A 23662-nucleotide genomic window follows, 5' to 3' on the forward strand; every position below is an offset into this window, starting at 1 on the left:
TTCAATACAATATAAAATCATTATGAAGATTGCTGTAGTGGGAGCCACTGGCCTGGTGGGCCAGGAGATGCTGAGGGTCATTGAACAGCGCGAGTTGCCGTTCGATGAATTGTTGTTAGTTGCTTCGGAGCGTTCCGTAGGTAAAGAGATGACCTTCAAGGGCAAGACCTACAAGGTGATTTCTATGCAGGATGCTGTGGACCAGAAACCGGATGTCGCCCTGTTTTCTGCAGGTGGTAGTACGTCCATCACCTGGGCGCCTAAGTTTGCGGAAAATGGCACCATCGTAATCGACAATTCATCTGCATGGAGAATGGATCCTACCAAAAAACTCATTGTACCGGAGATTAATGGCGGCACACTTAGGATTGACGACCGAATCATCGCCAACCCCAACTGCTCCACCATTCAGATGGTACTGGCACTTGGGCCGCTTCACGAGCGATATACGATCAAGAGAATTGTGGTGTCTACCTACCAGTCTGTGACTGGCACAGGAAAAGCCGCTGTGGATCAGATGATGAATGAGCGCGCCGGCAAAGACGGAGAAATGGTCTATCCATATAAAATTGACATGAATGTGCTTCCTCACATCGATGTGTTTTTGGACAACGACTACACTAAGGAAGAAATGAAAATGGTGAACGAAACCAAAAAAATCTTTGGTGATAACACTGTACAGGTGACAGCTACCTGTGTACGTATCCCTACTATGGGTGGCCACTCAGAGTCTGTGAATGTGGAATTTGAAGAGGAGTTTGATGTGGCCGAAGTGAAGTCACTTCTCAGCAAAGCACCGGGAGTGGTTTTGGAGGATGATCCTAAAAACAACATCTACCCTATGCCCATCAATTCACATGGGAAAGATGAAGTGTTCGTAGGAAGAATCCGAAGAGACGAAACACAGGAAAAGACACTGAACATGTGGATAGTGGCAGATAACCTGAGAAAGGGCGCTGCGACCAATGCCGTTCAAATTGCCGAATTTATGCTGGAAAACAGCCTGGTATTTTAAATTAAAGAATAGCCTATAAATTAGCGGTCTGGGGGATTACCTTCAGACCGCTTTTTTTGTTCAATCGGGTGAAGCCTATGAGTGATTTGGAATTTCTGAGTTCGGAAGAAGTGCAACACTTCTTGCTGGAAAATGAAGATGCGGACCCGCAAAAGCTACTCCTGAACCCACCCCCACAGTTTAAAAATCAGATGACGTTGGTCGTGGATCAAATCATCAGCAGACGAAAGGCCAAAACCAAGCTTCCAGAGTGGTCTCACCAGAAAGGTGTTATTTTTCCACCTCCTCTTTCTTTGGAACAATGCTCCAGTCCTGAAACTGCCCAATATAAAAGCCTTCTGATGAGTGGCGAATTGCTGGTAGACCTCACCGGCGGCATGGGCGTTGACACCCTTGCCATGTGCAGGGAGTTTGAACAAATCGTCTATGTGGAGCACTCCGAATGGCTCTGTGACCTTTTCCAACACAACTATCCACAGCTGGGCAACAGTCCTATCAAAGTAGTGAATACCAGTGCTGAAGATTATCTGAACAGTTTTCAAGGCAGAGGGTACTTTTTCATTGACCCTGCCCGCCGTGATGTGTCCAAAAAACAGGTTTTTCACTTTGAAAACTGTGAGCCAAACGTGCTGGAGATGCTCCCCCTATTTCAGGCCAAAGCTGAGCGCCTTTTGATCAAAGCCGCCCCAATGATCGATATCACATTGGGTCTGAAACAACTCCAGTATGTTCACCAAATCCATGTGGTGAGTGTAAGGAATGAAGTCAAGGAAGTCCTTTTTCTTTTAGACTTTAAGGAAATTTCAGAGCCGCTCATCAAGTGCGTCAATCTCCGGAGTGAACACCCGGCTTTCAGTTTTACCCTCACTGGAGAAAAAGAGCTCCAGGTAGTATTCTCATCAGTAAAAAAATACCTCTACGATCCTAATAGCTCCATCCTGAAAGCTGGCGCTTTCAAGTCAGTGGCAGACATTTACGCTGTGGATAAACTTGCACCCAATACCCACCTTTATACCTCAGAACAACTGATAGAAGGCTTTCCGGGCAGGGGCTTTGAGGTATTGGAGCCAGATGTCAGTAAAAAAGAGATTCGCAAGCTCTTGCCGGACATGAAAGCCAATGTTGTCACGAAAAACTATCCCCTTAAACCAGAGGAACTCAAAAAGAGACTCAAACTGAAGGATGGTGGTGATTGGTTTGTGATCGGCTACCGCGACCTCCATGAGGTGCCAAGAATAGCGGTTTCTAAACGAATCTGGTAAGATCCGCTCATGAATACACTCTATAAAATATCCAGCCCCTGGTGAAGAGAACTTCGGACTTCTGAGCAAAGAAAATCTTCCGGACTAACCTATCAATATTCAATAATGCCTTTCCCTCCAGCCCTGAAAAAATTCTGAAAAACAGATACATTAACCTGATTTGGGCATTTTTCCAGTGGGATGCTGGCTGAAAATCGATGACATGTAGTTCCCCATCTTGTACCAAAAGCTCCCGCGCCTTGATAATGGCCATTTCCAATTTCTCAGGACCAAAGCAATCAAGAAAAAATGGCATGACTATGGCATCGAATTTCTCACTTGTCTGCCATTGAAAAAAATCAGCATATACGTAATCCACCTGCGGATGAAGGCATCGCGCTTGGGTTTTAGCAATCATTTTCTCAGAGAGTTCCAAAAAGACGATTCTCTCTACGCCGAGAATTTTATTCAGCAAAATACCAGTACCCCCACCCACAATCAACACCCGGCGTTTGCCTGTTAGGTTCTCAGCAGGCGCTTGCTGCACCTGGTTCCATTGTGAGCCAAACACCAAGGTAGCCAGCCAATCATAAAACCAGGCTACTCCATCAAAACTCATAGCAAAAGGAATAAGCCGGACAAATAAAAAACACCATCACCTACTACCCGGAATCGCTCAGATCTGGAGAAATATCCAGGGGACACATGCACCCAAATGAGCAAAACAGTCATCATCACAAATAAAAGCTGAATGGCCTCACCCCCTTGGAAGTAAATCCATCCTCCACTTATCAACAAAGACACCCCAGTGATCCAAACTACATGCTGCGCCTTCCCATTGCCCAGGCGAATCACCAGAGAATTAAATCCATCCTGTCGGTCTGATGCCTGATCATACGAGGAGAATACGAGGAGATTCAAAAAGGCGATTCCGGCCAGTTGTAACCACAAAATAAAGTCCAAAAATTCCATCCCTGTGATGGACAAGGGTGCCAAAAAAATTCCCCCCGCATAGGCCAGAGCCACCAAAATTTCCTTCACCCACAGCGCTTTGAAAAAATAGACCAGCATTAAGTAAAGGATACAAGCCGCTGAAAGCAGGGCTCCATTTCTAATAATCTCCACTTCCAGAAAGTAAATATTACCCAGTGAAAGCGAAAGAATGGAACCAGCCGCGAGCACAAGGCTGGAAAAATGTTTTTTATGAAATCGGTGCCTATCACTCGTCGGGGCTGTCACCTTCCATGCGTCTATCAGGTGATCAGTGGTATAGATCAGCCAAATGGCTGATCCGAGGGCAAGATATACATGCACTGAAAACTCAAGCGCGTAGTATCGCTCCAGGTATAACAAAAAAAAGATGGCTCCCAGAACTATGTCCAATGAGAGCCATCTAAAATATTTATAGAGATGATCCATTTAACAGATCATTTGATGTCGATTAACTTCCCTGAGCAAGCGCCTCTGCACCACCCACGATTTCCAAAATTTCTTTCGTGATGGCTGCCTGACGCGTTCGGTTGTATGTCAACTTTAGCTCCTTTAGTAGTTCGCCGGCGTTGTCTGTGGCCTGACCCATGGCTGTCATACGAGCACCTTGCTCTGAAGCATTGGACTCCAGCAAAGTCTTATAAAACTGGATTTTCAACGACTTGGGTATGATTTCAGAAAAGATAAACTTCTGATTGGGCTCATAAATATAGTCAGCGGTTTCAGCGAGTGCATCTCCTTCTTCAGTAAGGTTTTGTACCGGCAAAAACTGCTCATTTCTTACAATCTGAGTGGCTACATTTTTAAACTCATTGTAGATAATTTCCACCTTATCGAATTCTCCATCCAGGAATCCACTCATCGCATACTCTGCTGCTTCGAGTGCATGCTCAAAATCCAGATTTGAAAATAAGAGGTGGTAATCCTCAATGATGTTGTAGCCTCGTTTTTTGAAATGGTCGTAAGCCTTCTTGCCAATCGGCATGAGCATCAGATTACCTGCCGCTTCCACATCAGCATACTCCCTGTCTACCAATGTTTTGGTATGCTTGAAGATACTGCTGTTGAAACCACCACAAAGTCCTCTGTCTGAAGTTACTACTATCAACAAAACCTTTCCAACTTCCTTTGCCTCAGCATACGGATTACCCACCTGATCACTATCTACTCCTGCAGATACATTCTGAATGATGGCAGATAGCTTTTGAGAATAGGGTCGCATCTGAGTGATCCGATCCTGAGCTCTCCTCAGCTTCGCTGCTGCCACCATCTTCATCGCCTTGGTTATCTGCTGTGTCGATGTGACCGACTGAATTCTTCCCTTTACTTCCTTAAGGTTCGCCATTTCGGTTTATTTCTTAGATATATCGTGCTGCCAGATCCTTAGCCACCTGAGCAATGGTCTCTGTAGATGAATCTTCCAATTTGCCTGCTTTCAGGGCATCCAATACGGGCCTGTGTGCGTTGTTCAATATCGTTAGGAATTCTTTCTCAAAAGCCTTCACTTTTACCTCAGGTACCTTATCCAGGAATCCTTTAGTAGAAGCATAAATGATCGCTATCTGCTCCTCTACGGGAGATGGAGAGTACTGAGCCTGCTTCAAAATTTCCTGGTTTCTTCTTCCTCTGTCGATCGTACGCTTGGTAGAAGCATCCAGATCTGAACCAAACTTGGCGAAAGCCTCCAACTCACGGAACTGAGCCTGATCAAGCTTCAGCGTTCCGGCCACTTTTTTCATGGATTTGATCTGGGCGTTACCACCCACACGTGATACCGAAATACCAACGTTGATTGCAGGACGAATACCTGAGTTGAATAGGTTAGTTTCCAGGAAGATCTGACCATCTGTAATAGAAATTACGTTGGTAGGAATATAGGCAGAAACGTCACCAGCCTGTGTTTCAATGATCGGAAGGGCGGTCAAAGAACCTCCTCCTTTTACCTTTCCTTTCAATGATTCCGGAAGGTCATTCATTTGAGCAGCGATGGCATCATTGTTAATCACCTTAGCCGCACGCTCCAAAAGTCTTGAGTGAAGATAGAATACATCCCCAGGGTATGCTTCACGTCCCGGAGGTCTTCTCAGCAAAAGAGAAACCTCGCGGTAAGAAACTGCCTGCTTAGAAAGGTCATCATATACTACCAGTGCCGGACGGCCAGTATCTCTGAAGTACTCCCCTATGGCCGCTCCAGCGAATGGCGCAAAAAACTGCATAGGAGCAGGATCAGAAGCGGCTGCACTTACAATCGTCGTATAGGCCATGGCGCCAGCCTTCTCCAATGCTGCCTGAATACCTGCCACAGTAGAAGCCTTCTGACCGATGGCCACGTAGATACAATAGACTGTTTCCCCTCTATCGTAAAATTCTTTTTGATTGATGATGGTATCGATAGCCACAGCAGTCTTACCTGTCTGACGGTCACCGATGATCAACTCACGCTGACCTCTACCCACAGGAATCATCGCGTCAATCGCCTTAATACCCGTCTGAAGAGGCTCACTTACAGGCTCCCGGTAGATTACACCAGGCGCCTTTCTTTCGAGTGGCATTTCGAAAAGTTCGCCCTGAACAGCACCCTTTCCATCTATTGGATTTCCCAGGGTATCCACTACACGACCACTCATGCCATCGCCAACCTTGATAGAAGCAATTCTACCAGTTCGCTTTACGGTATCTCCTTCCTTCACACCACTTGACTCTCCTAGAAGTACTGCTCCGACATTATCGGCTTCCAGGTTCAATACCATCGCCCTCAGGCCATTGTTGAACTCCAAAAGCTCTCCGGCCTGGGCCTTCGTCAATCCATAGATACGAGCTACACCATCTCCTACTTGAAGCACGGTTCCGATCTCCTCCAGTTCAGCTTCTGTTTTTGAATGAGAGAGCTGTTCTCTTAAGATCGCTGAAACTTCATCAGGTCGAACATCTGCCATAATCTTATCCTTTTGTTGTCCTCTCGGACGGGTTTAATTAAATCGTTTCTTTTTGAAATTTAAGCTTAAGGTCAGCCAGGTGGCCACTTAAGCTTTCATCTATTTGTTGATCGCCCATTTGCAGGATGTATCCTCCTACCAACTCTGGATTCACTTTTTCATTTAATAGTGGCTTCTTACCGGAAAGCTCTGTAACCAGCTTTTCAAAAGCCTTCTTCATATCCTCATCCAACTTCACAGTGGTGGTTACAGTGGAATTCTGATAGCCCATCTTGAGGTTATAGAGTACCATGAATTCCTTTGCAATCTCCGGGAGGTACTTCTCTCTGTTCTTGCGAGTGACTATGTCAAAAAAAGCGGCCGTCAATGGATTCACTTTTTTATCGAAAATCTGCTTCAAAATCTCAGCCTTTTTGAAATTGGTGATAATGGGGCTCTTTAGCATGAGCACAAAGTCTCTATTGGACGCGCAGATCTCTGAAAAATTGACCAGGTCATTTTTCACTGCTTCCGTTACCTTCTTCTCATCGGCCAGCTCCAACAGGGGCTTGGCGTATCTGGCTGCTATTCTGGTAATAGACATCTTAGTTTACTTTTACTTCTTTCAAAAATTTGTCGATGAGCGCTTTTTGCGACTTATCATCAGACAATTTCTCCCTGAGCAACTTCTCAGCAATTTCCACAGACAGGCCTGCCACCAGGTTTTTCACCTCGGCCAACGCAGCTTTTTTCTCTGTTTCAATGCTGGCCTTTGCATCAGCAATCAGCTTTTCTGCGATTGCAGAAGTCTCGCTCTTGGCTTGTTCTTTGATTTGAATAGCAGTATCAGTAGCCTCCTTCAGTATCTTATCACGCTCAGCTCGCGCCTCCTGTAGAAGGTACTCATTGTCAGATTTGATCTGCTCCATCTCTTCTTTTGCAAGATCTGCAGCTTTCAAGGCATCGTCTATCTGGCTTTCTCTAGCCTTCAGCGCTCCTGCTATTGGCTTCCATACAAAAGCAGCAAGAATGAGGAAGACAATAAGGAAAACGACCGTTTGCCAAAATATTAATCCTATACCCGGGGTTACTAGTTCCACGTCAGTTTCTTTAAATGTCTGAAATAAAATCTGGTCTTGATGCCTAATGCAAACAAGACCAGATCAAAATTGAATAATTAGCTTCCGATAGACATAAATCCAATTACAGCTGCGAAAAGTGCAACACCTTCAATCAAGGCTGCTGCAATGATCATCGCAGTTTGGATTTTTCCAGCGGCTTCCGGTTGTCTAGCGATACCGTCTGTTGCTCCTTTACCGATCATACCGATACCAAGACCAGCACCTAGTACTGCTAAACCTGCTCCAATTGCTCCCATTACTTTATTATTTATATGGTTTAAAAAAAATTCTTAATGATGATGTTCTTCAACTGCCTGACCAAAATACATGGCTGACAGCAAAGTAAATACATAAGCCTGCAACAGTGCCACAAACAGCTCCAACAGGTTCATGACTGCCGCGAAAAGGGTAGCAGCCACTCCCACTGCAAAACTCTGCGCAATGAATGTCAAGCTTAATATGCTCAATATGATGATGTGACCCGCCGTAATGTTGGCGAAAAGTCGAACCATCAATGAGAATGGTTTTGTGAAAATTCCGATAATCTCAATAGGCCACAAGATGAGGTACAATGGAAACTTAGCCAGCCACCCCATGCTATTGCCCAATGGATCCAAGATGTGCATCCAGTAGGTTTTTCTTCCTGAAGCCAGTGTAATCACCAGGCTGGCAATCGCCAGTATTAAAGTCACGGCGATGTTTCCTGTGAGGTTGGCTGCAGCAGGCAAAAGTCCCAGCAGGTTACCAAACCAGATAAAGAAAAACAAGGTCAGAAGGTAAGGCAGGTATCGCTCATACTTCGGCCCAATGTTAGGCTTCACGATCTCGTCCCTTACATAAATAATGATTGGCTCAAAGAAGGACTGTATCCCTCTCGGCGCTCGGCCGGCATTTTTCTTATAACCTCTGGCCACAGCCATGAAGATCATAATCATTACCAACGCATTAATGAATAAGAAGAAAACATTTTTGGTAATGGAGAAATCCAGAACATGGGCACCGCTTTCTAGCGCAATGTGCTCATGCTCCATCACGTACCCATTAAAAGGAACCACCTCATGAGCCTCGTTGTAAAAGTTGCTGGAAGAGAAAATATCCAGACCCTTTTCCTCGCTGTATATAATCACCGGAAGGTGCAGACTCAAGCCATGAAAAATCTCCCAGGAATGGGAATCCATGATGTGATGATTGATCATCTCACTGGGATCAAATGCTTCCCCTTCCACCGGATCTTTAGCATATCCAGTTTGGATTATCAGGAGTCCGAAAACGACTAGTAATAAACTGGATTTCAAAAACTTAGGAAAGGATGCGGTTTTCTCTTGACTCATTAGTAAAAGGGTTATCTCCTCAATTCCGCCGCAAGTTAGGTAATGCAGCAAATAATTCAAAGATTAAATAAACCAAATAGAGGACGATAAATTGAATCATGAGCGGTCGGATATTTTCCACTTTCATGATAAAAAGAATAGCCAAAAAGAAAAGACCGGTAAGAAACCGGAAGGTGACCCCACCGAGCACATAAATCGGGGATTCCCAGTTGGACTTTTCACCCAGTCGCAGCATCCACCATACAGCCAGGGACTGGAGATAAAAAAACAGAATCAATGCAGGAAACTGCTGGTGCAAATAGGATTGAAAAAGGGGCTCGTTGAAAAAGTAATAGGTGAGTAGAAACGCCAGGGAGATCCCTGTTGAGGTTATCAGGTACTTCTTCACGAGCCGAATTTCTTGATCAGGTAAAATATTGTGGCTGCCACCGAGAGAAACACTCCAAGGAGTAAAATCCAAGGAAATGCCGGCGCAGCTTTTTCATTCAGATAATAGCCCCCCATGATAAATCCGAGATTGATGGCCAGAAGTTCAAAGGTAATCCCTGAAATCCTGGCATAGGTTTTCTCGACTTTAGGATTGTGCTTTGAGGAGGGGTCCTTCTTCTGCTTTGCCAATTTTTATTTCTTTACTCTTCACACCCATCTTACATCCACCATTGAACACAGCACCAGACTCTACGATGAGCTTGTTGGTGATGATGTCTCCGTCAATCACCGCGGTAGGTTTCAACACCAACACCTCAGTCACCTCCACTGTACCTGTAATATGTCCGGCGACCTCAGCATTTTGTGCCAGTACGCTTCCATCCACCTGAGAGGATTGACCAAAAGCCGCCTTGGATTTGGTTTTGATATTCCCGATCACCTTACCTTCTATTCTGATGTTCCCAAAAGTTTCAAGGCTTCCCTCGAGAATCGTTCCTTTTCCGATAATATTACTCGAATTGCTCATTTCTTCCGCTACTTTCTGTTCCTGCTTGTTAAACATGGGTCTATGTTTTAGTTTTTTTAAAAGGCCACGTATTCTTGTGGGTTCACCGGATTACCATTGTGCCATAATTCAAAGTGTAAATGAGGCCCCGAGGTAAGTTCACCAGTATTGCCAATAATTGCAATTATTTCACCACCACTGACAAAATTACCAACGTTTTTCAATAATTCCGAATTATGCTTGTAAACAGAGATCAAATTGCCTCTGTGTTGAATGCCAATCACGTAGCCACTATCCAGTGTCCACGAGGAAAAAATAACCACTCCGTCCGCGGCACACTTTACGGGTTCGTTTTCCTTGGCGACAATGTCCACCCCATAATGATCTTTTTTAGGGTTGAAGCCATCCGTAATAATGCCCTCCATAGGGGTGAAGAGAAACAACTCCCGAAACTCCTCCGAGCTGCTGGTTTCGTAAGTGAGCACTCCCAGATCTTGTTGTTCAAACTCGGCCCTGAATTGAGAGTCAATGGGGGGGATGCTCTCCTGAAACCCCAGCTCACCTGAATTCATTGCATTGCTTTCCGGATCCTCTCCCATGGCCTGGAGGACGTCCACATCCCCGCCGATGATCATCCTTATATTTTTCAAATACTGATCCTTCACCGCCATCTCGTACTCCATGGAGTCTATCTTCATTGTCAGATCCACCAGCTGCCTGTTGGACTGCATCATGGCATAGCGGGGATCCAGCCACTGCTCCAGCACCACGGTGACCATATATACCGACACCAGAAGGGTAATGGTGAAAGCCACCGTCAAGATCAGAATCACCCTGGCATAGTTGAAACTGATGGTCTTTTTTTCCGCGAAGTTCTCTTCGTTTCTGATGATCAGAAGGTACCTGTTGGTGAGCCAGTTGGATAAAGTCTTTTTAGGAGCCAAATCAGCGAAATTTATGAAGTGTCAAATATATTGAAACCCTACTGTTTTATCTTTACAAGATTCTCTAGGGATATACGTTAATTTGCAAATATCTATTGTGCGCATTAATCTCATAACTTATTTCGTTTTAATTACCCTGTTGGTAGCTGGCTGCTCCTACAGCAGCGGGCCTGTGAGCACTGCGTATCAAAATATAACTGCACACTATAACGCTTACTTCATCGCCAATGAGCTGATGAATGAAATTGAGCAAAGTGTGTATGACAACTATCAATGGAATTATAACAAGGTACTTCCAATCTACGTGCCCATAGACTCCAATGATGCCAAGAGCCTGGAGGCACAGATAGAAGACTGCATTGAAAAAGCCTCTATAGCCATTCAAAGACACCCAAATTCCCGATGGGAGGATGACTCTTACATTTTGGTGGGCAAAGCCAGGTACTACTCATTAGAGTTTGCAGATGCCATAGAGACCTTCAAGTTTGTTAATAAGCACAGCGAAAATGACGATGCCCGACATGCCGCGCTCATTGAGCTCATTAAATCATTCGTAGACTTCAACGAAATCAATAATGCCATTGCTGTCTCTGATTACTTGAAAAAGGAGAAGATGAACAACAAAAACAAGAAGGAGCTGAGCATGGTGCGGGCCTACTTGTTTCAGCAGCGCAAAGACCTGGATCAAATGGTACAGCATCTGGTAGCCGCTGAAGAGCTAATGACCAAATACTCAGATAAAGCCCGAATCGATTTTATCATCGGGCAGGTGTATCAGCAACTGGGATTTGAAGCTGAGGCTTATAACTATTATGAAAGTTGCCTAAAAAATAATCCCGTTTATGAGTTGGCCTTTTACACCAAACTAAACATGGCACAGGTGACGCAGGTCACGAGCTCTGGTGATATCAAGAGAACCCAGAAATATTTCAAAAAACTCCTAAAAGACACCAAAAACACGGAGTACAAGGACAAAATCTATTATGAGATGGCCAATTTTGAAGTAAAGCAGGGCAATCTGGACCAGGCCATTGCTTATTACAAAGAATCGGTAAAATCCTCAGTAAAAAATAAGCGCCAAAAAGCGTACTCGTATTTGAAACTTGGTCAGATTTATTATGACAGCCTCAAAAATTTTGTGTTAGCTCAGAATTATTACGATAGCACTGTCTCCACCATGCCAAAGGATGAAGAGAACTTTGATAAAATCAAACAGAGGCAAGGGATTCTAAATGATTTCGTCAAACAAATTGTCACTATTCAAACTAATGACAGCCTGGTAACCCTATCTCAACTCCCGCAAGACTCACTTTTGGCACTCGCCACGGCAGTGGCCACAGCGCAGCAGGAAAGAGAGGCTGCCAAAAAGAAGAAAGAGGCGAAACGTGCCAGCCAGCAGAGCACGGTCTTTGATCAACAAGGGGGAGATCTGATAGGTGCAAACCTGGCTCCCGGTGCCACATGGTATTTCTACAATACCACAGCAGTAGGCAAAGGTGTTGCAGAATTCAAGCGTGTCTGGGGTAGTCGGCCTCTGGAGGACAACTGGAGAAGAAGCCTCAAAGCTGGTGGTGAAATAACGACCGGAGCAGAGGGTGAAGAGTTAGCCAAACAGGAGACCAGTTCAAAACCTAATGAAGATGATGCCCTCCAGACAATGGTGGACGAAATGCTCGCCTCCGTACCCTCGAGTCAGGAAGAAATCAACAAACTGCTGGGTGAAGTGGAAGAGGCGCTATACAACCTTGGGAGCATCTATAATTTCAAACTGGATGAAAATGCCAACGCCATTGAGACTTTTGAAACACTCATTGCCAGGTTTCCTCAAACAGAATATAAAGCGGAAGTTCTTTATCAGCTTTACCTGCTTTACAAGGATACCAACATTGAGCTGGCTACACTCAAATCCAATGAACTGAAACGTGGCTTCCCTGAGTCTATATATGCCAAGCTTGTGGACAACCCCAATTACAGGGAGGAAAGCAAGGCTGCCACCGAACAGCTCAAAAAGGTTTACACCAAAGCTTACAGATTATACAGAGACAAGGATTACCAAAAAAGTAAATACCTCCTGGACAGCGCCTTCAGTCTGTATCCTGAAAACTCATTCAGTGATAACATTGCGTTGCTCAACGTCCTAAACATGGGAGAAATGGAAGGTCAGTTCAAGTACCAATATGAGCTCAATAACTTCATCAAAACCTATCCGGAAAGTGAATTAATCCCCTATGCTCAAAAACTGGTTAAAACCAGCGAAGACTATCAAATCAATCTATATAACAGTGCAAAGGCCCGCTTTGTTGAGTACTTTAAGCAGAAGCACTATTTGGTGGTGGTTTACCCAAACAATGACCAGCTGACTCAGCAGATCCCTTTGGAAGTGGAAGAATTTATTAAAGCCAGGAATTTTGGTCTGACCACCGGTAACCTCATCCTCAATCAGGATCATGCCCTGGTTTTGATCAATGAGTTTCCTGCGAAGGGGAGTGCAGAAAAATTTCTCACCTTACTCAACACTGAGCTTTCGCTGAAAGACTTACATAAGGGAGAAAAAATATACAGTTTTGTGATTACAGAGGATAATTTCGATATCTTCTATCAAACCAAAGACGTCAACGCCTACCTGAATTTCTTTGAAAAACACTATCCCCAATGAATAAACGAACGCTCAGAATCATTGTCATCGTGCTGTGGGTTCTCTTTTTAGGAGCTGCCATCACCATTCCATCGCTTTTCTATATGGTCAAGCATGATACCAATGGGTGGTTTGGAGACCTGCCAAGCCTACAGGACCTTGAGAAGCCCGACCCGGACCTCTCCTCGGAGCTCATCAGTGCGGACGGGGTTTCATTGGGAAAGTATTATAGAAAAAACCGGACTCCAGTCACTTACGAGGAGCTGTCTCCCGAACTCGTGAATACCCTTCTGGTCACGGAGGATATTCGTTTCAAAAAGCACTCCGGAATAGATCTTAAAGGCCTGCTGAGGGCAATAATCGGCAAACTTACATTTCAGTTCAATGGAGGAGGCTCCACCATTACCATGCAGTTGGCTGAAAATCTCTATAGCACTTCCTCTGCCAACCGTGGCTCACTTTACAAATACTCGTCCGTCGGCCAAATTATTACCAAACTCAAAGAATGGATCATTTCTGTCCAGCTTGAACAGTCCTACACAAAGGAGGAAATACTGGCCATGTACCTCAACACAGTGGAGTATGGAAGTAACTCCTTCGGAATCAAAGTTGCTGCCAAAACTTTTTTCAACAAACTCCCCTCACAACTCAACTATAGCGAAGCGGCACTTCTCGTAGGGGCCATCAACGCACCTACCAGGTATAGTCCCATCCTGAACCCTGAAAATGCGATCGCTAAAAGAACAGAGGTTCTGTATAACCTGCAAAAGTACGGGCTGCTAACCAGAGAGACTTTTGACAGTCTGAAAACAACAGATTTTGGGCTGACCTATTTGGTAGACAATCACAACGAGGGGCTGGCCACTTACTTCCGGTTTGTGATCCGTAACTTCTTACTTTCCTGGACGAAAGAGCATGGCTATGACCTGTTTGAAGATGGGCTCAAAATCTACACCACCATAGATAGTCGCATGCAGGAATATGCCGAGCAGGCCATGCAGGAGCATATGGATACCTTGCAGTCCATTTTTGACAATCATTGGGCCGCACTGAAAAGCAACCCATGGATTGATGACAATGGAAATGAATTGGAGGGATTCATCGAAAATGCCATGAAAAGAACCCCCCAGTATCGCGCATTGGTAAGTACCTATGGACGAGAATCAGACTCTGTAGAAATATTGCTCAAAAAGAAAAAACCGATGACTGTATTCAGCTGGGAGGGTGAGATAGATACAGTATTTAGTGCCTATGATTCCCTGCGCTATTACAAAAAGTTTTTACAGGCCGGCTTCATGGCCATGGATCCGAAAAACGGTAACATCAAAGCCTGGGTAGGCGGGATTAATCACAAGTATTTTAAATACGATCATGTTAGTCAGGGTAAGAGACAACCAGGATCAACCTTTAAGCCCTTTGTTTACACCGTAGCCATAGACAATGACTATTCTCCATGCTATCCGGTGGTGGACGCCCCGGTGACATTTGCCATGCCCGGACAGGACCCGCCGACCTATACCCCTGACAATGCCAGCGGAAAATTTAGTGGAGAAGTCATGACCATACGTCAGGCCATGGCCCGATCTGTCAATAGCATAACTGCTTTTGTGATGAAGCAGGTAAAACCTGAAACTGTGATAGAGTATGCCAGAAGATTGGGAATAGAAAGCCCTCTCGCTCCGGTTCCCGCTCTTGCATTAGGTGCCGGGGGGGATGTCTCGCTCGAGGAAATGCTGGCTGCATATTCCACTTTCGTGAATAAAGGAATCTATACCAAACCCTTTTTCATCTCTAGAATAGAAGATGAAAACGGCAATGTGATTCAACAGTTTGTGCCAGAAACCAGAGAGGCCCTGAATGAAGAGACAGCCTACTTAATGCTCCATATGCTCAAGGGAACTACAGAGGAGCCTGGGGGCACAGGTATGGTACTGGACAGAGAACTCCGGATGGATAACGAAATTGCTGCCAAAACCGGCACCACCCAAAATGCGTCTGATGGCTGGTTTATGGGAGTCACCAAAGATTTGGCAGCCGGCGCCTGGGTGGGTGGCGATGATCGATCCATTCACTTCAAATACTGGGCAATGGGTCAGGGCGCCAGAACCGCTATGCCCATTTGGGAAAGGTTCATGCTCAAAGTATATGCTGACCCTACATTAGGGTACCAAAAGGGTCCTTTTGACAAACCTTTGAAACCAATCAGTGTCGAATTGGATTGTGATAAATATAATGATGTACTCCAACCTACAGATTCACTTCGTTTTGACCTGATCGACGAAGACGATATCATGTAACAATACATGGAATCACACAAATTTTCTACCAAAGAATACGGAAAGCTTCCGCATCAGCCAGGTGTATACAAATTCTATGACCTCACCAACACCATTATTTATGTTGGGAAGGCAAAGGATCTTCTCAAGCGGGTATCCAGCTATTTCAATAAATCAAACCAGGCCAGCAGAAAAACCGTCAAGCTGGTTCGTGAAATTGAAAGCATCGAAATCATCATTGTAAACAGCGAATTCGATGCGTTATTACTGGAGAACAGTCTCATCAAAGAGAATCAGCCTAAATACAACATCCTCCTAAAAGACGACAAGACCTTTCCCAGTATCTGTGTTACGAATGAGCGATTCCCAAGAATCTTCTCCACCCGAAGCATAGACCCAACTAAAGGCATCTATTATGGCCCCTATACCAGTGTAAAAGCCATGAACGGGGTGCTGGACTTACTTAGAAAGCTCTATAAAATCCGCACCTGTAATTTCAACCTCTCAGAACGAAATGTCAGTCAGGGCAAATTCAAGGTTTGCCTGGAATTTCATATCGGTAACTGCCTGGGCCCCTGTGAAGGCTTACAGGATGAATCAGACTACATGGCGGACATCCAAAGCGCTCATCACATTCTGAAAGGCAATATTTCCACTGTGAAAGCTGGCTACAAAGAACTGATGCAAAATGCCGCCGAAGAGCTAAAGTTTGAATCCGCACAGGATTTCAAACAAAAGCTTGATCATCTCGATAATTTTCAGTCCAAATCCTTAATCGTCAATCCTAAAATCAGCGACCTGGATATCTTTGGTGTGATAGGTGATGGTAATAAATACTACCTCAACTATATGAAGATCGAACATGGCACCATCAGAATGTCTGAGACTGTAGAGTCAAAAAGGAAACTAGACGAACCAGAAGAAGAGCTACTCCAGTTGATCTTATTTAGTCTCAGGAATAAATACAGCAGCTCCAGTAGCGAAATCATTAGCAACCGCCCAATCAATGGCTGGGATGAAATAGAGATCACTCAACCTAAGATCGGAGACAAAAAGAAACTGCTAGACCTTTCACTCAAAAATGCCCTCTTTTTCAAGAATGATCGTCTGGTTAGGAGTGAGGGTAAGAAAACCAGCAGCGAGAAAATTTTGGAACAGCTGCAAGCGGACCTGGGGTTAAAGACCCTGCCAAAGCACATAGAATGTTTTGACAATAGTAATATTCAGGGCACGAATCCTGTCTCCTCTATGGTCTGCTTTAAAAATGGCAAACCCTCCAAAAAGGACTATCGCAAATACAACATTAAAACTGTGATAGGACCTGATGACTTTGCCAGTATGAGAGAGGTGGTGGGACGGAGATACAAATACCTCAAAGAGGAGAACCTCCCGCTACCAGATCTGGTGATAATAGATGGGGGAAAAGGCCAGTTAAGTGCTGCCTGCGAGCCCCTGAAGGAACTCGGTCTATATGGAAAGATACCCATCGTAGGCATTGCCAAAAGGCTTGAAGAAATTTACTATCCGGAAGATTCAATCCCTCTGCATATAAGCAAGAAATCACCAGCACTGAAACTGCTCCAGCACCTGAGGGATGAGGCCCATCGGTTTGCCATCACCTTTCACCGGTCTAAAAGAAGCAAAGCCAGTATTGAATCGGAGCTGGACAATATCAAAGGTCTTGGGAGTGTCACCAAGGAAAAATTACTCCGCCACTTCAAAAGCATGAAAAGGATTGAATTGGCTCAGGAGAAAGAGCTAGCCGAAATTGTGGGTAAGTCCAGGGCCAATATTCTTACCACTTACTTCAAACATAAAAAGGGATCGTAAACGATCCCTTTTTATAAAATATCTTTTTCAAGAAGTCACTAGTACTCCCATAACTCGCTTTCGTACTCCATCAGATCGTATTCATACTTTTGCTGAAGCATTACCGCATCAAAAGGATCAGAGGTTAACTGCCTGATATCAAGGTTTTGTGCATTGGACATTTTGATAATTGGCGCTGAAAACAATCTTAACTCAAGAGCATCTCCATAATTTCTATGTGCCGCCTGATTCTGATTATTGTACCAAATGGCTTTGTCAGCGTAGGGTCCTCTGAACAAGGCCACCACATCCTCATATTTAAAATGAGCGATCTGGTTCTCAAATCCTGCAGGATTCCATGTAGAACCAGCTCTCCCAGGCAATGCGATGGTCAAAGACCTGATGTACCAGTACATTCGTGATCTGTTTCTATCAAACATCACTTCCTCTCTAATATACATTACATCAAATACATCTTTTGGAATTGGATCGGTTTGAGGCCCACTGGCCTGTGCCTGACTAGAAGATTCGTTACCGAAACCTCCACCAAAGCCTCCACCAAAGCCTCCACCAAAATCACCACCGCCTTGGCGCTCTACAGTTGTCTTGGTTTTAAAAACACTATCCGGCATCAGGTTCAGACAAGAATCTGTCATATATGGCTTCAATAATCCGGCTTCCACCGCATCAAGCAGTAGCCTTGATATTTCTCCATTTCTTGAGAAAAAAGGCATGTTCTGCTTCTCGCGCAAATCCATTCTCCTCCAAACCATTCTCTGAAACATGATCTGAGATTCCTGAACCTCAGGCTTAATGATGGGTATCTTTACCTCCTGCGCATACAAAACAGGAACAGTCAGTAACCCAATCAACAGTGCATAACAAAATTTTTTCATAACCTATCTGAATTAATTTAGAGAGATGTTGATGAATCTATTATAGTTATTAAAATCCTCAACCTCTTTTCTAAAGTTCTGTCTTTGTACCTTCCTAATTTCAATTGAAAGCTGGTCTCCTTTTCTGGCCTGAGAAACTATGGCTGTAAGGTTGGCTGTTTCACCCACCGTAATCGTAGTTCTTCCGATACCACCACTAACCAAAGTGATTTGAGCTTCGGCCACCCGGAACTTAGCATCTTCCGGAAGGAATTGCTGAAAACTCTCATCGGGCACAGCCTTGATGTACAACCTTGGTGTTTTAGCAGATATACCAGTCTTCATATTTACTTCACCCTGATCCGTATAAACGGTGATGGTCGGAGCTGGAATTCTTCGTACTCCAAATTCACGCGAACCAATCAGATTTCCATTACTTGAAACTTTCAGAACAACCTGCTCCGTAGAAGTAGGTACAATAGTCACCTGTCCCTTAGCACTTCCCTGATAAGTCTTTGCGTTAGTAGCGGAGAAAGCAGGATTATAGGCTACCCCAAGCTGAGGTACCTGTACATCCAAGTTGTTACCGCATCTCAGATAAAGCGCATTCACAGAGGTAGATTGAATCTGAATGGTTGGTTTCACCACAAAATACTCCACAACATCTGTAAACGTCGTATCCCTACCTCCCGGTAGTGTTACGGTGATTGCTGCCTCATAAGTCTTCTTTGCCAATCCTTCTGCATCAAATGTTGATGAGTTGGCTGTGAACTCTACAAGACCCTGACCACTGGCATCCACTTCAATTTCATTTCCATCATAAGTCATCGTAGGAGTCACTCCTGAAGACGATGCAGCGATGAACATTTTGGCGGTGTACTTGGTACCTGCAGCCACATATCGCGACTCAGGCTTAACCATTGGCACAATGACGTCAAACTTCAAATCACCTGCTCCCACTTTGTCAGAGAGGAAATCCAAAGCTCTTGTTTCATAACCTAAAACCCTTGACTGAAACTCACTGATGGTAGCTATACCTGCAGGTGTTGGAGAATCACTAAATGCCAGATCAGCAAAAGCCTTACCCTTTTGATTAGGATCCTCCTTATACACCGGATCTTCATCTGCATCTACAGCAATCTTTTTGTAAGCCGCAAGATCTGACTCTGATGCACCAATAGCGCTCAGTTTCTCCTTTAATAGCTCAGGGAACTGATTGAGTCGCTCTTTCAGTTTTATACCATAACCCTGACCTCCATCTTCCACGGGCATCATATAATGTCCAACTGTGGAGTAATCAGTTTTACCGATCAGGTGTTTTGCATCACCAGGGTACTCAGGACTTTTTCCTTCCTCATAACCACCTGATTCTTCAACCAGGGCAATTTTGAGTTCGGTTAGCTCCTTAAGCATTTTGGAGGTCTCAGTTCTTATATCCTGAGCTAACTCGGCAACCTTCACATCGTCCTCTCTATTGCCCGAATCATCAACAGTTTTAATGATACTCTCAACTATCTGACCATTTCTTTCCTCACTCTCACGGTTAGCTTTTACTAGCGAATCGTCAAGAAATACAAATTTGTCAATAATTGTAATGGAGACGTTCAATGCCAACAGAGCTGTTAGCACCAGGTACATCATCCCAATCAATTTTTGCCGCGGCGTTTCCTTTCCTCCAGACATATTATTTTTAGTTTAAGCTTGTGTTGGAAAATTACCCCTGTTTCATTGCGCTCAGCATATTGCCATATACCTTGTTGAGGGATGCAATATTGGTAGTAAGTGTATTAAGCTGAGCCTGAAATGCTGAAGTCTCCTTACCAGCCTCACCCATACTCTCCAAAGCCTGGGTCAGGTTTGAATAGAATTTATTCATCGATTTCACATGGCCTTGTGCATCTTTCAATTCCATTTCGTACACTGCATTCAATGCACCTAAACTCTTAGTAACGTTCTGCACCTGGCTATGATACTCCTTCGTATCCTTAGAAGCTTCTGCCATTGCAGACATTGCCTGCATAGAAGTCGCATATGACTTGTTCATCTCTACGAGTGAGTTAGAAGCCGCCTTGGCATTCTTGGCATATTCATTGGTCACTAAAGCAGCATCTCCCAATTGAGCCATTTTAGAGGCCGAATCCGCCAGATTCTTCATGCCATCACCTAAACTCTTAATCAATTCAGGTCCAACTTTTGCATCTGCCAGCATTTTATCCATTCCTGCAGCAACTCCGGTGTTATTTCCACCACTTGTCACCTTTCTTGGTGCAGCAGCAGGGCCATCATAGTCGTCAGCCAACTCAGGGTATACTTTTGACCAATCTGGATCCTTGTGTGCTGGCTCGAAAGCACTCAGGAAGAAGATCACCGCTTCCACCGTAAGACCAATACCAAGCATAGGTCCCGAACCCGGAAGGTGAAGAATTTTAAACATAGCACCAACAATTACTATTGCCGCTCCGATACCGTATATCTTAGGCATTATTGTGCTGAAAAGAAGCTCTACGAATCCGCCTTTTTTGCTCATTTTGTTGAAATATTTAGGTTAGTAATTTTTATCAAGTTTAAAATTCATATCCAGAAGACCTACCAAGATAAGTCATCGCACATCTAAACCCAATAGAGGATCTGGCTGTGTCTCTGTGCTCAAATGATCTTGTTCCTGTTTCAAGGTAGTAAGCTATATCCTTCCATGAACCACCGCGGACAATTTTAAAATCTATTCTTTCGTCATAATAGGTAGGGTTCAAATCCCAAACCAATGGCATCGCTGATGGATTATAAGCATCTTCACACCACTCTGCCACGTTTCCAGACATGTCATACAAACCATAGTCATTGGAAAAGTATGTGTTGATCGGCGAAGTGTAGGCAAAGCCATCATCGAAATAATTTCCTCGACCTGGTTTGAAGTTAGCTAAAAGACACCCTTTCTGATTTCTTACATATGGATTTCCCCATGGGTACTTCGCCATGTCTCTTCCTCCTCTTGCCGCATATTCCCACTCGGCTTCAGACGGTAGTCGGAAAGCAGGCATAATAGGCATCCCTAAACTTTGACGGTACTCGTTGAGGTGCTGAGTTCTCCAAACACAGAAATACTGAGCTGCATTCCAGTCAACACCAACTACCGGGTAGTCATCAAAAGCGGGATGTGACCAATAATATACCACCAACGGATCTCCCATGTGATGGGTGAAGTCTGAAGTCCATACAGTGGTATCAGGCATCAGGTCTGCAATTGAATAGCCAGCAGGCAAATCCACCTCAGATCCCTCAGTGATGGCCTGAGTAAACTGACGATACTCATTGTTAGTGATCTCGGTATCGTCCATGAAGAACGCACCTATGGTCACCTGTTTATTAAAATTGATTTGAGTAGCCGCGACATCTTCATCTGCCTGGCCCATGTGAAAAGTACCGGAAGGTACCGCCACCATACCGAACGGCCGGGTCATCTCCCAGCCCTGCCGATCTAATACCCCGACAAGCTCTCCTCTATCTGTAGATCCTCCACCAAAAAGACCACAGCTTTGCAGCAAAACACCAAGAGCTAGTACGGCTAAAGTAGAAAACTTTATAACACGCATATTATTCATAACACCTTATTTGAACTTGCAAGTATGTAAAATAAACAAACTTTAACAAAAATTATTGTGACTTAGTCAGCCTAAATATATAACCTTATCCTGTTTTAACACAAGCTTTAACATCAATTCTCCCCAAAATTCGACCAACTATCGAACCTTGTCGACACTTTCTAAAAGGTAAATCGAGGGGTTTTTACTGTTTTCCTTCCTCCAAAAACAAGGTCAGGAAGATCAAACCTGACAAATATTTCATGGGATGTCGGGGCCTTGGCCGCCTGGTTTTGAAAAACGAAATCGAACGAGTACCCTAACTTCAATCTATTGTCTTCCAATAAACCATATCCCAAATAAATAATGGCTGATTCGTCCCTTCTGTAAGAAAGGCCGCCCCACATTTTCTCTCTCAGGGTCACGATTCCGCCAAGATCAAAAGTAACGCCGGTAAGGTTGGAGCGAATGAGCGCAGTGGGCGATATCTTCAAATCATCATTGATCTTGAAAGAGTATCCTCCGTGCAGCGCTAAAGAAAGTTCTTGCTTGTTGCTCAAGCCCTCCTGGCCGAAATCAAAACCGGGTCGCATGAGGTTCACCGCACCAAGCCCTACAAACCATCCATCATTTGAAGAATAGAATAACCCTGCGGACAGATTAAATTTTGTCTGAACCTCGCTCCCTCCCTGGATGAGAGGATCGGGTTCGTTGGGACGAAGTTGATTGAATTTTTGGGTCTGGGAAAAAACTCCGGGTGCAACACCCAGGTGAACCTGACCCTTTCTAAAATCAAGGGTATAGGTCAGTGGTAGTTGCACCTGAAAATTGGACTGGGGACCAAGGTTGTCATTGGAGACATTAATGCCCACAGAGGAAATGACAAAGTCCCTGATAGGGACAATTCCGGTTAACATTTGGGTGTTAGGCGCTCCGCCAGAACCATCGAAGCTACTGGAATAACCAACCCACTGGCTCCTGTGCTGAAATGCCACAAATGCCTGCTGCTCACTGCCACTCCATCCTGGATTTAGGTAGGAGGGATTAAACATATAGTGGCCAAAGAAGAAATTACTCTGGGCACGGCCAAATAAAAAGCCGAGTACTAATATGCCTAGCAACCACCACTTTTTCATAAAGGTATTTTAACACTAATAACGCTTCAAACAAAAATACCCCTATTTCGAGGCTTTGCTAAAGATTATTGGCTTTTTTTATGTAAAGCTCCAGGGCTCCTGTCATTGAAGGTGCGTTGGGCAGTGGGGCCTGAATGTCTAAAATCAAACCAGCATCCCGAACCGCCTTAGCCGTGGTAGGACCAAAGGCTGCGATCCTTGTTTTATTTTGCTCAAAATTCGGGAAATTATCGAAGAGAGATTTGATCCCCGAAGGGCTAAAAAATGCGATAATGTCATAAAAGATATCAGACAAATCGGACAAATCACTAGCCACGGTTCGGTAAATAATCACTTCTGAAAAGTCGTAACCATTCTTTTCCATAAACTCCGGAATGTCGTCCTTTCTGATATCTGAGCAGGGGAATATGAATTTCTCCTTTTTGTGCTTTTTCATCACCTCCAACAGGTCCTGAGCGGTTCGCTCCCCTGTGAAAATCTTGCGCTTTCTGATGACAATGTACTTCTGTAAGTAGTTTGCCGTTTGCTCAGAAATACAGAAGTATTTCATGTCAGTAGGAATTTCCACCTTGTTTTCCGCCGCCAGCCTGAAAAAATGATCCACCGCATTTCTGCTGGTGAAAATCACGGCCGTATGGTCGAGGATATTCACCTTCTGCTTTCTAAACTCCTTAGCATCTACCGGATCAATCTCAATAAATTGTCTGAAATCAATCTTGAGATCGTACTTTTCAGCGAGCTTCTGGTAAGGTGAATTTTGGTCTGTGGGTTCAGGCTGTGAAACGAGTATCGATGATACCCTGTTGAGCCTTTCTTTGTCTGTAACTAACAATTCTTCACTCATTCCTATCAAATACAATTA

General features: G+C 44.4%; 23 protein-coding genes. 5 read left to right on the forward strand and 18 right to left on the reverse strand.

The window, feature by feature from the left end; all coding sequences use genetic code 11:
- Positions 1-22 precede the first annotated feature (22 nt).
- Positions 23-1015 carry an aspartate-semialdehyde dehydrogenase gene (locus RIH33_RS20440; protein ID WP_406651955.1) on the forward strand — a complete coding sequence of 331 codons (993 nt, stop codon included), beginning with the start codon at positions 23-25 and terminating at the stop codon, positions 1013-1015.
- A gap of 77 nt (positions 1016-1092) precedes the next feature.
- On the forward strand, positions 1093-2277 hold the full coding sequence (locus RIH33_RS20445; RefSeq protein ID WP_406651957.1) for a THUMP-like domain-containing protein: 1185 nt from the start codon (positions 1093-1095) through the stop codon (positions 2275-2277).
- A gap of 7 nt (positions 2278-2284) precedes the next feature.
- Here RIH33_RS20445 and RIH33_RS20450 read toward each other — a convergent pair whose 3' ends face one another.
- The 12 genes from RIH33_RS20450 to RIH33_RS20505 form a co-directional block, all read right to left on the reverse strand.
- A complete protein-coding gene (locus RIH33_RS20450) occupies positions 2285-2875 on the reverse strand; it encodes a class I SAM-dependent methyltransferase (protein WP_406651958.1) in 591 nt (196 codons plus the stop codon).
- Positions 2872-3675, reverse strand: a complete 804-nt coding sequence (locus RIH33_RS20455; RefSeq protein WP_406651960.1) for a hypothetical protein — start codon at positions 3673-3675, stop codon at positions 2872-2874. The genes RIH33_RS20450 and RIH33_RS20455 overlap by 4 nt, the downstream gene beginning before the upstream one ends.
- A gap of 22 nt (positions 3676-3697) precedes the next feature.
- The gene (atpG, locus tag RIH33_RS20460) at positions 3698-4591 is read right to left on the reverse strand and encodes an ATP synthase F1 subunit gamma (RefSeq protein WP_406651961.1); all 894 of its coding nucleotides are present in this window, start codon (positions 4589-4591) and stop codon (positions 3698-3700) included.
- 13 nt (positions 4592-4604) lie between these two features.
- Positions 4605-6182 carry a F0F1 ATP synthase subunit alpha gene (gene atpA, locus RIH33_RS20465; protein ID WP_406651962.1) on the reverse strand — a complete coding sequence of 526 codons (1578 nt, stop codon included), beginning with the start codon at positions 6180-6182 and terminating at the stop codon, positions 4605-4607.
- Positions 6183-6219: 37 nt separating this feature from the next.
- On the reverse strand, positions 6220-6765 hold the full coding sequence (gene atpH / locus RIH33_RS20470; protein WP_406651963.1) for an ATP synthase F1 subunit delta: 546 nt from the start codon (positions 6763-6765) through the stop codon (positions 6220-6222).
- Position 6766: 1 nt separating this feature from the next.
- Complete coding sequence (gene atpF / locus RIH33_RS20475) at positions 6767-7261, reverse strand: F0F1 ATP synthase subunit B (protein ID WP_406651965.1); 495 nt, start codon at positions 7259-7261, stop codon at positions 6767-6769.
- Between the two features lie 77 nt (positions 7262-7338).
- On the reverse strand, positions 7339-7539 hold the full coding sequence (gene atpE, locus RIH33_RS20480; protein WP_159585451.1) for an ATP synthase F0 subunit C: 201 nt from the start codon (positions 7537-7539) through the stop codon (positions 7339-7341).
- Between the two features lie 33 nt (positions 7540-7572).
- Complete coding sequence (gene atpB, locus RIH33_RS20485) at positions 7573-8613, reverse strand: F0F1 ATP synthase subunit A (RefSeq protein ID WP_406651966.1); 1041 nt, start codon at positions 8611-8613, stop codon at positions 7573-7575.
- Between the two features lie 19 nt (positions 8614-8632).
- Entirely contained in the window at positions 8633-9001 is a 369-nt protein-coding gene (locus tag RIH33_RS20490) for a hypothetical protein (RefSeq protein ID WP_406651967.1), read from the reverse strand.
- Positions 8998-9231, reverse strand: coding sequence for an AtpZ/AtpI family protein (locus RIH33_RS20495; protein ID WP_406651968.1), 234 nt, complete (start codon positions 9229-9231; stop codon positions 8998-9000). Before RIH33_RS20495 ends, RIH33_RS20490 begins: the two co-directional genes overlap by 4 nt.
- On the reverse strand, positions 9188-9604 hold the full coding sequence (locus RIH33_RS20500; protein WP_406651969.1) for a polymer-forming cytoskeletal protein: 417 nt from the start codon (positions 9602-9604) through the stop codon (positions 9188-9190). The genes RIH33_RS20495 and RIH33_RS20500 overlap by 44 nt, the downstream gene beginning before the upstream one ends.
- A gap of 20 nt (positions 9605-9624) precedes the next feature.
- Positions 9625-10491: a M23 family metallopeptidase gene (locus tag RIH33_RS20505; protein ID WP_406651971.1), complete on the reverse strand. Its 867-nt coding sequence runs from the start codon at positions 10489-10491 to the stop codon at positions 9625-9627.
- Positions 10492-10588: 97 nt separating this feature from the next.
- On the opposite strand from RIH33_RS20505, the gene RIH33_RS20510 reads away from it, so the two are divergent.
- The 3 genes from RIH33_RS20510 to uvrC are packed head-to-tail and all read left to right on the forward strand — an operon-like array spanning position 10589 to position 17232.
- Positions 10589-13147 carry a tetratricopeptide repeat protein gene (locus RIH33_RS20510; protein ID WP_406651972.1) on the forward strand — a complete coding sequence of 853 codons (2559 nt, stop codon included), beginning with the start codon at positions 10589-10591 and terminating at the stop codon, positions 13145-13147.
- Positions 13144-15423 (forward strand): penicillin-binding protein 1A, encoded by a 2280-nt coding sequence (locus RIH33_RS20515; protein ID WP_406651974.1) that lies wholly within the window; start codon positions 13144-13146, stop codon positions 15421-15423. The genes RIH33_RS20510 and RIH33_RS20515 overlap by 4 nt, the downstream gene beginning before the upstream one ends.
- Positions 15424-15429: 6 nt before the next feature.
- Positions 15430-17232 (forward strand): excinuclease ABC subunit UvrC, encoded by a 1803-nt coding sequence (uvrC, locus tag RIH33_RS20520; protein WP_406651975.1) that lies wholly within the window; start codon positions 15430-15432, stop codon positions 17230-17232.
- Between the two features lie 38 nt (positions 17233-17270).
- On the opposite strand, the gene gldN is transcribed toward uvrC, so the two are convergent.
- From gldN to RIH33_RS20550, 6 genes are all read right to left on the reverse strand, one after another.
- Complete coding sequence (gene gldN, locus RIH33_RS20525) at positions 17271-18107, reverse strand: gliding motility protein GldN (RefSeq protein WP_406651977.1); 837 nt, start codon at positions 18105-18107, stop codon at positions 17271-17273.
- A gap of 12 nt (positions 18108-18119) precedes the next feature.
- Entirely contained in the window at positions 18120-19769 is a 1650-nt protein-coding gene (gldM, locus tag RIH33_RS20530; protein ID WP_406651978.1) for a gliding motility protein GldM, read from the reverse strand.
- A gap of 31 nt (positions 19770-19800) precedes the next feature.
- Complete coding sequence (gene gldL / locus RIH33_RS20535) at positions 19801-20613, reverse strand: gliding motility protein GldL (protein ID WP_406651979.1); 813 nt, start codon at positions 20611-20613, stop codon at positions 19801-19803.
- Between the two features lie 37 nt (positions 20614-20650).
- The gene (locus tag RIH33_RS20540; RefSeq protein ID WP_406651981.1) at positions 20651-21685 is read right to left on the reverse strand and encodes an SUMF1/EgtB/PvdO family nonheme iron enzyme; all 1035 of its coding nucleotides are present in this window, start codon (positions 21683-21685) and stop codon (positions 20651-20653) included.
- Between the two features lie 161 nt (positions 21686-21846).
- Positions 21847-22800, reverse strand: coding sequence for a PorP/SprF family type IX secretion system membrane protein (locus tag RIH33_RS20545; RefSeq protein ID WP_406651983.1), 954 nt, complete (start codon positions 22798-22800; stop codon positions 21847-21849).
- Positions 22801-22858: 58 nt separating this feature from the next.
- Positions 22859-23644: a uroporphyrinogen-III synthase gene (locus RIH33_RS20550; RefSeq protein ID WP_406651985.1), complete on the reverse strand. Its 786-nt coding sequence runs from the start codon at positions 23642-23644 to the stop codon at positions 22859-22861.
- Between the last annotated feature and the right edge of the window lie 18 nt (positions 23645-23662).

The organism is Marinoscillum sp. (assembly GCF_040222955.1).
In the GTDB taxonomy this organism is placed as follows: domain Bacteria; phylum Bacteroidota; class Bacteroidia; order Cytophagales; family Cyclobacteriaceae; genus Marinoscillum.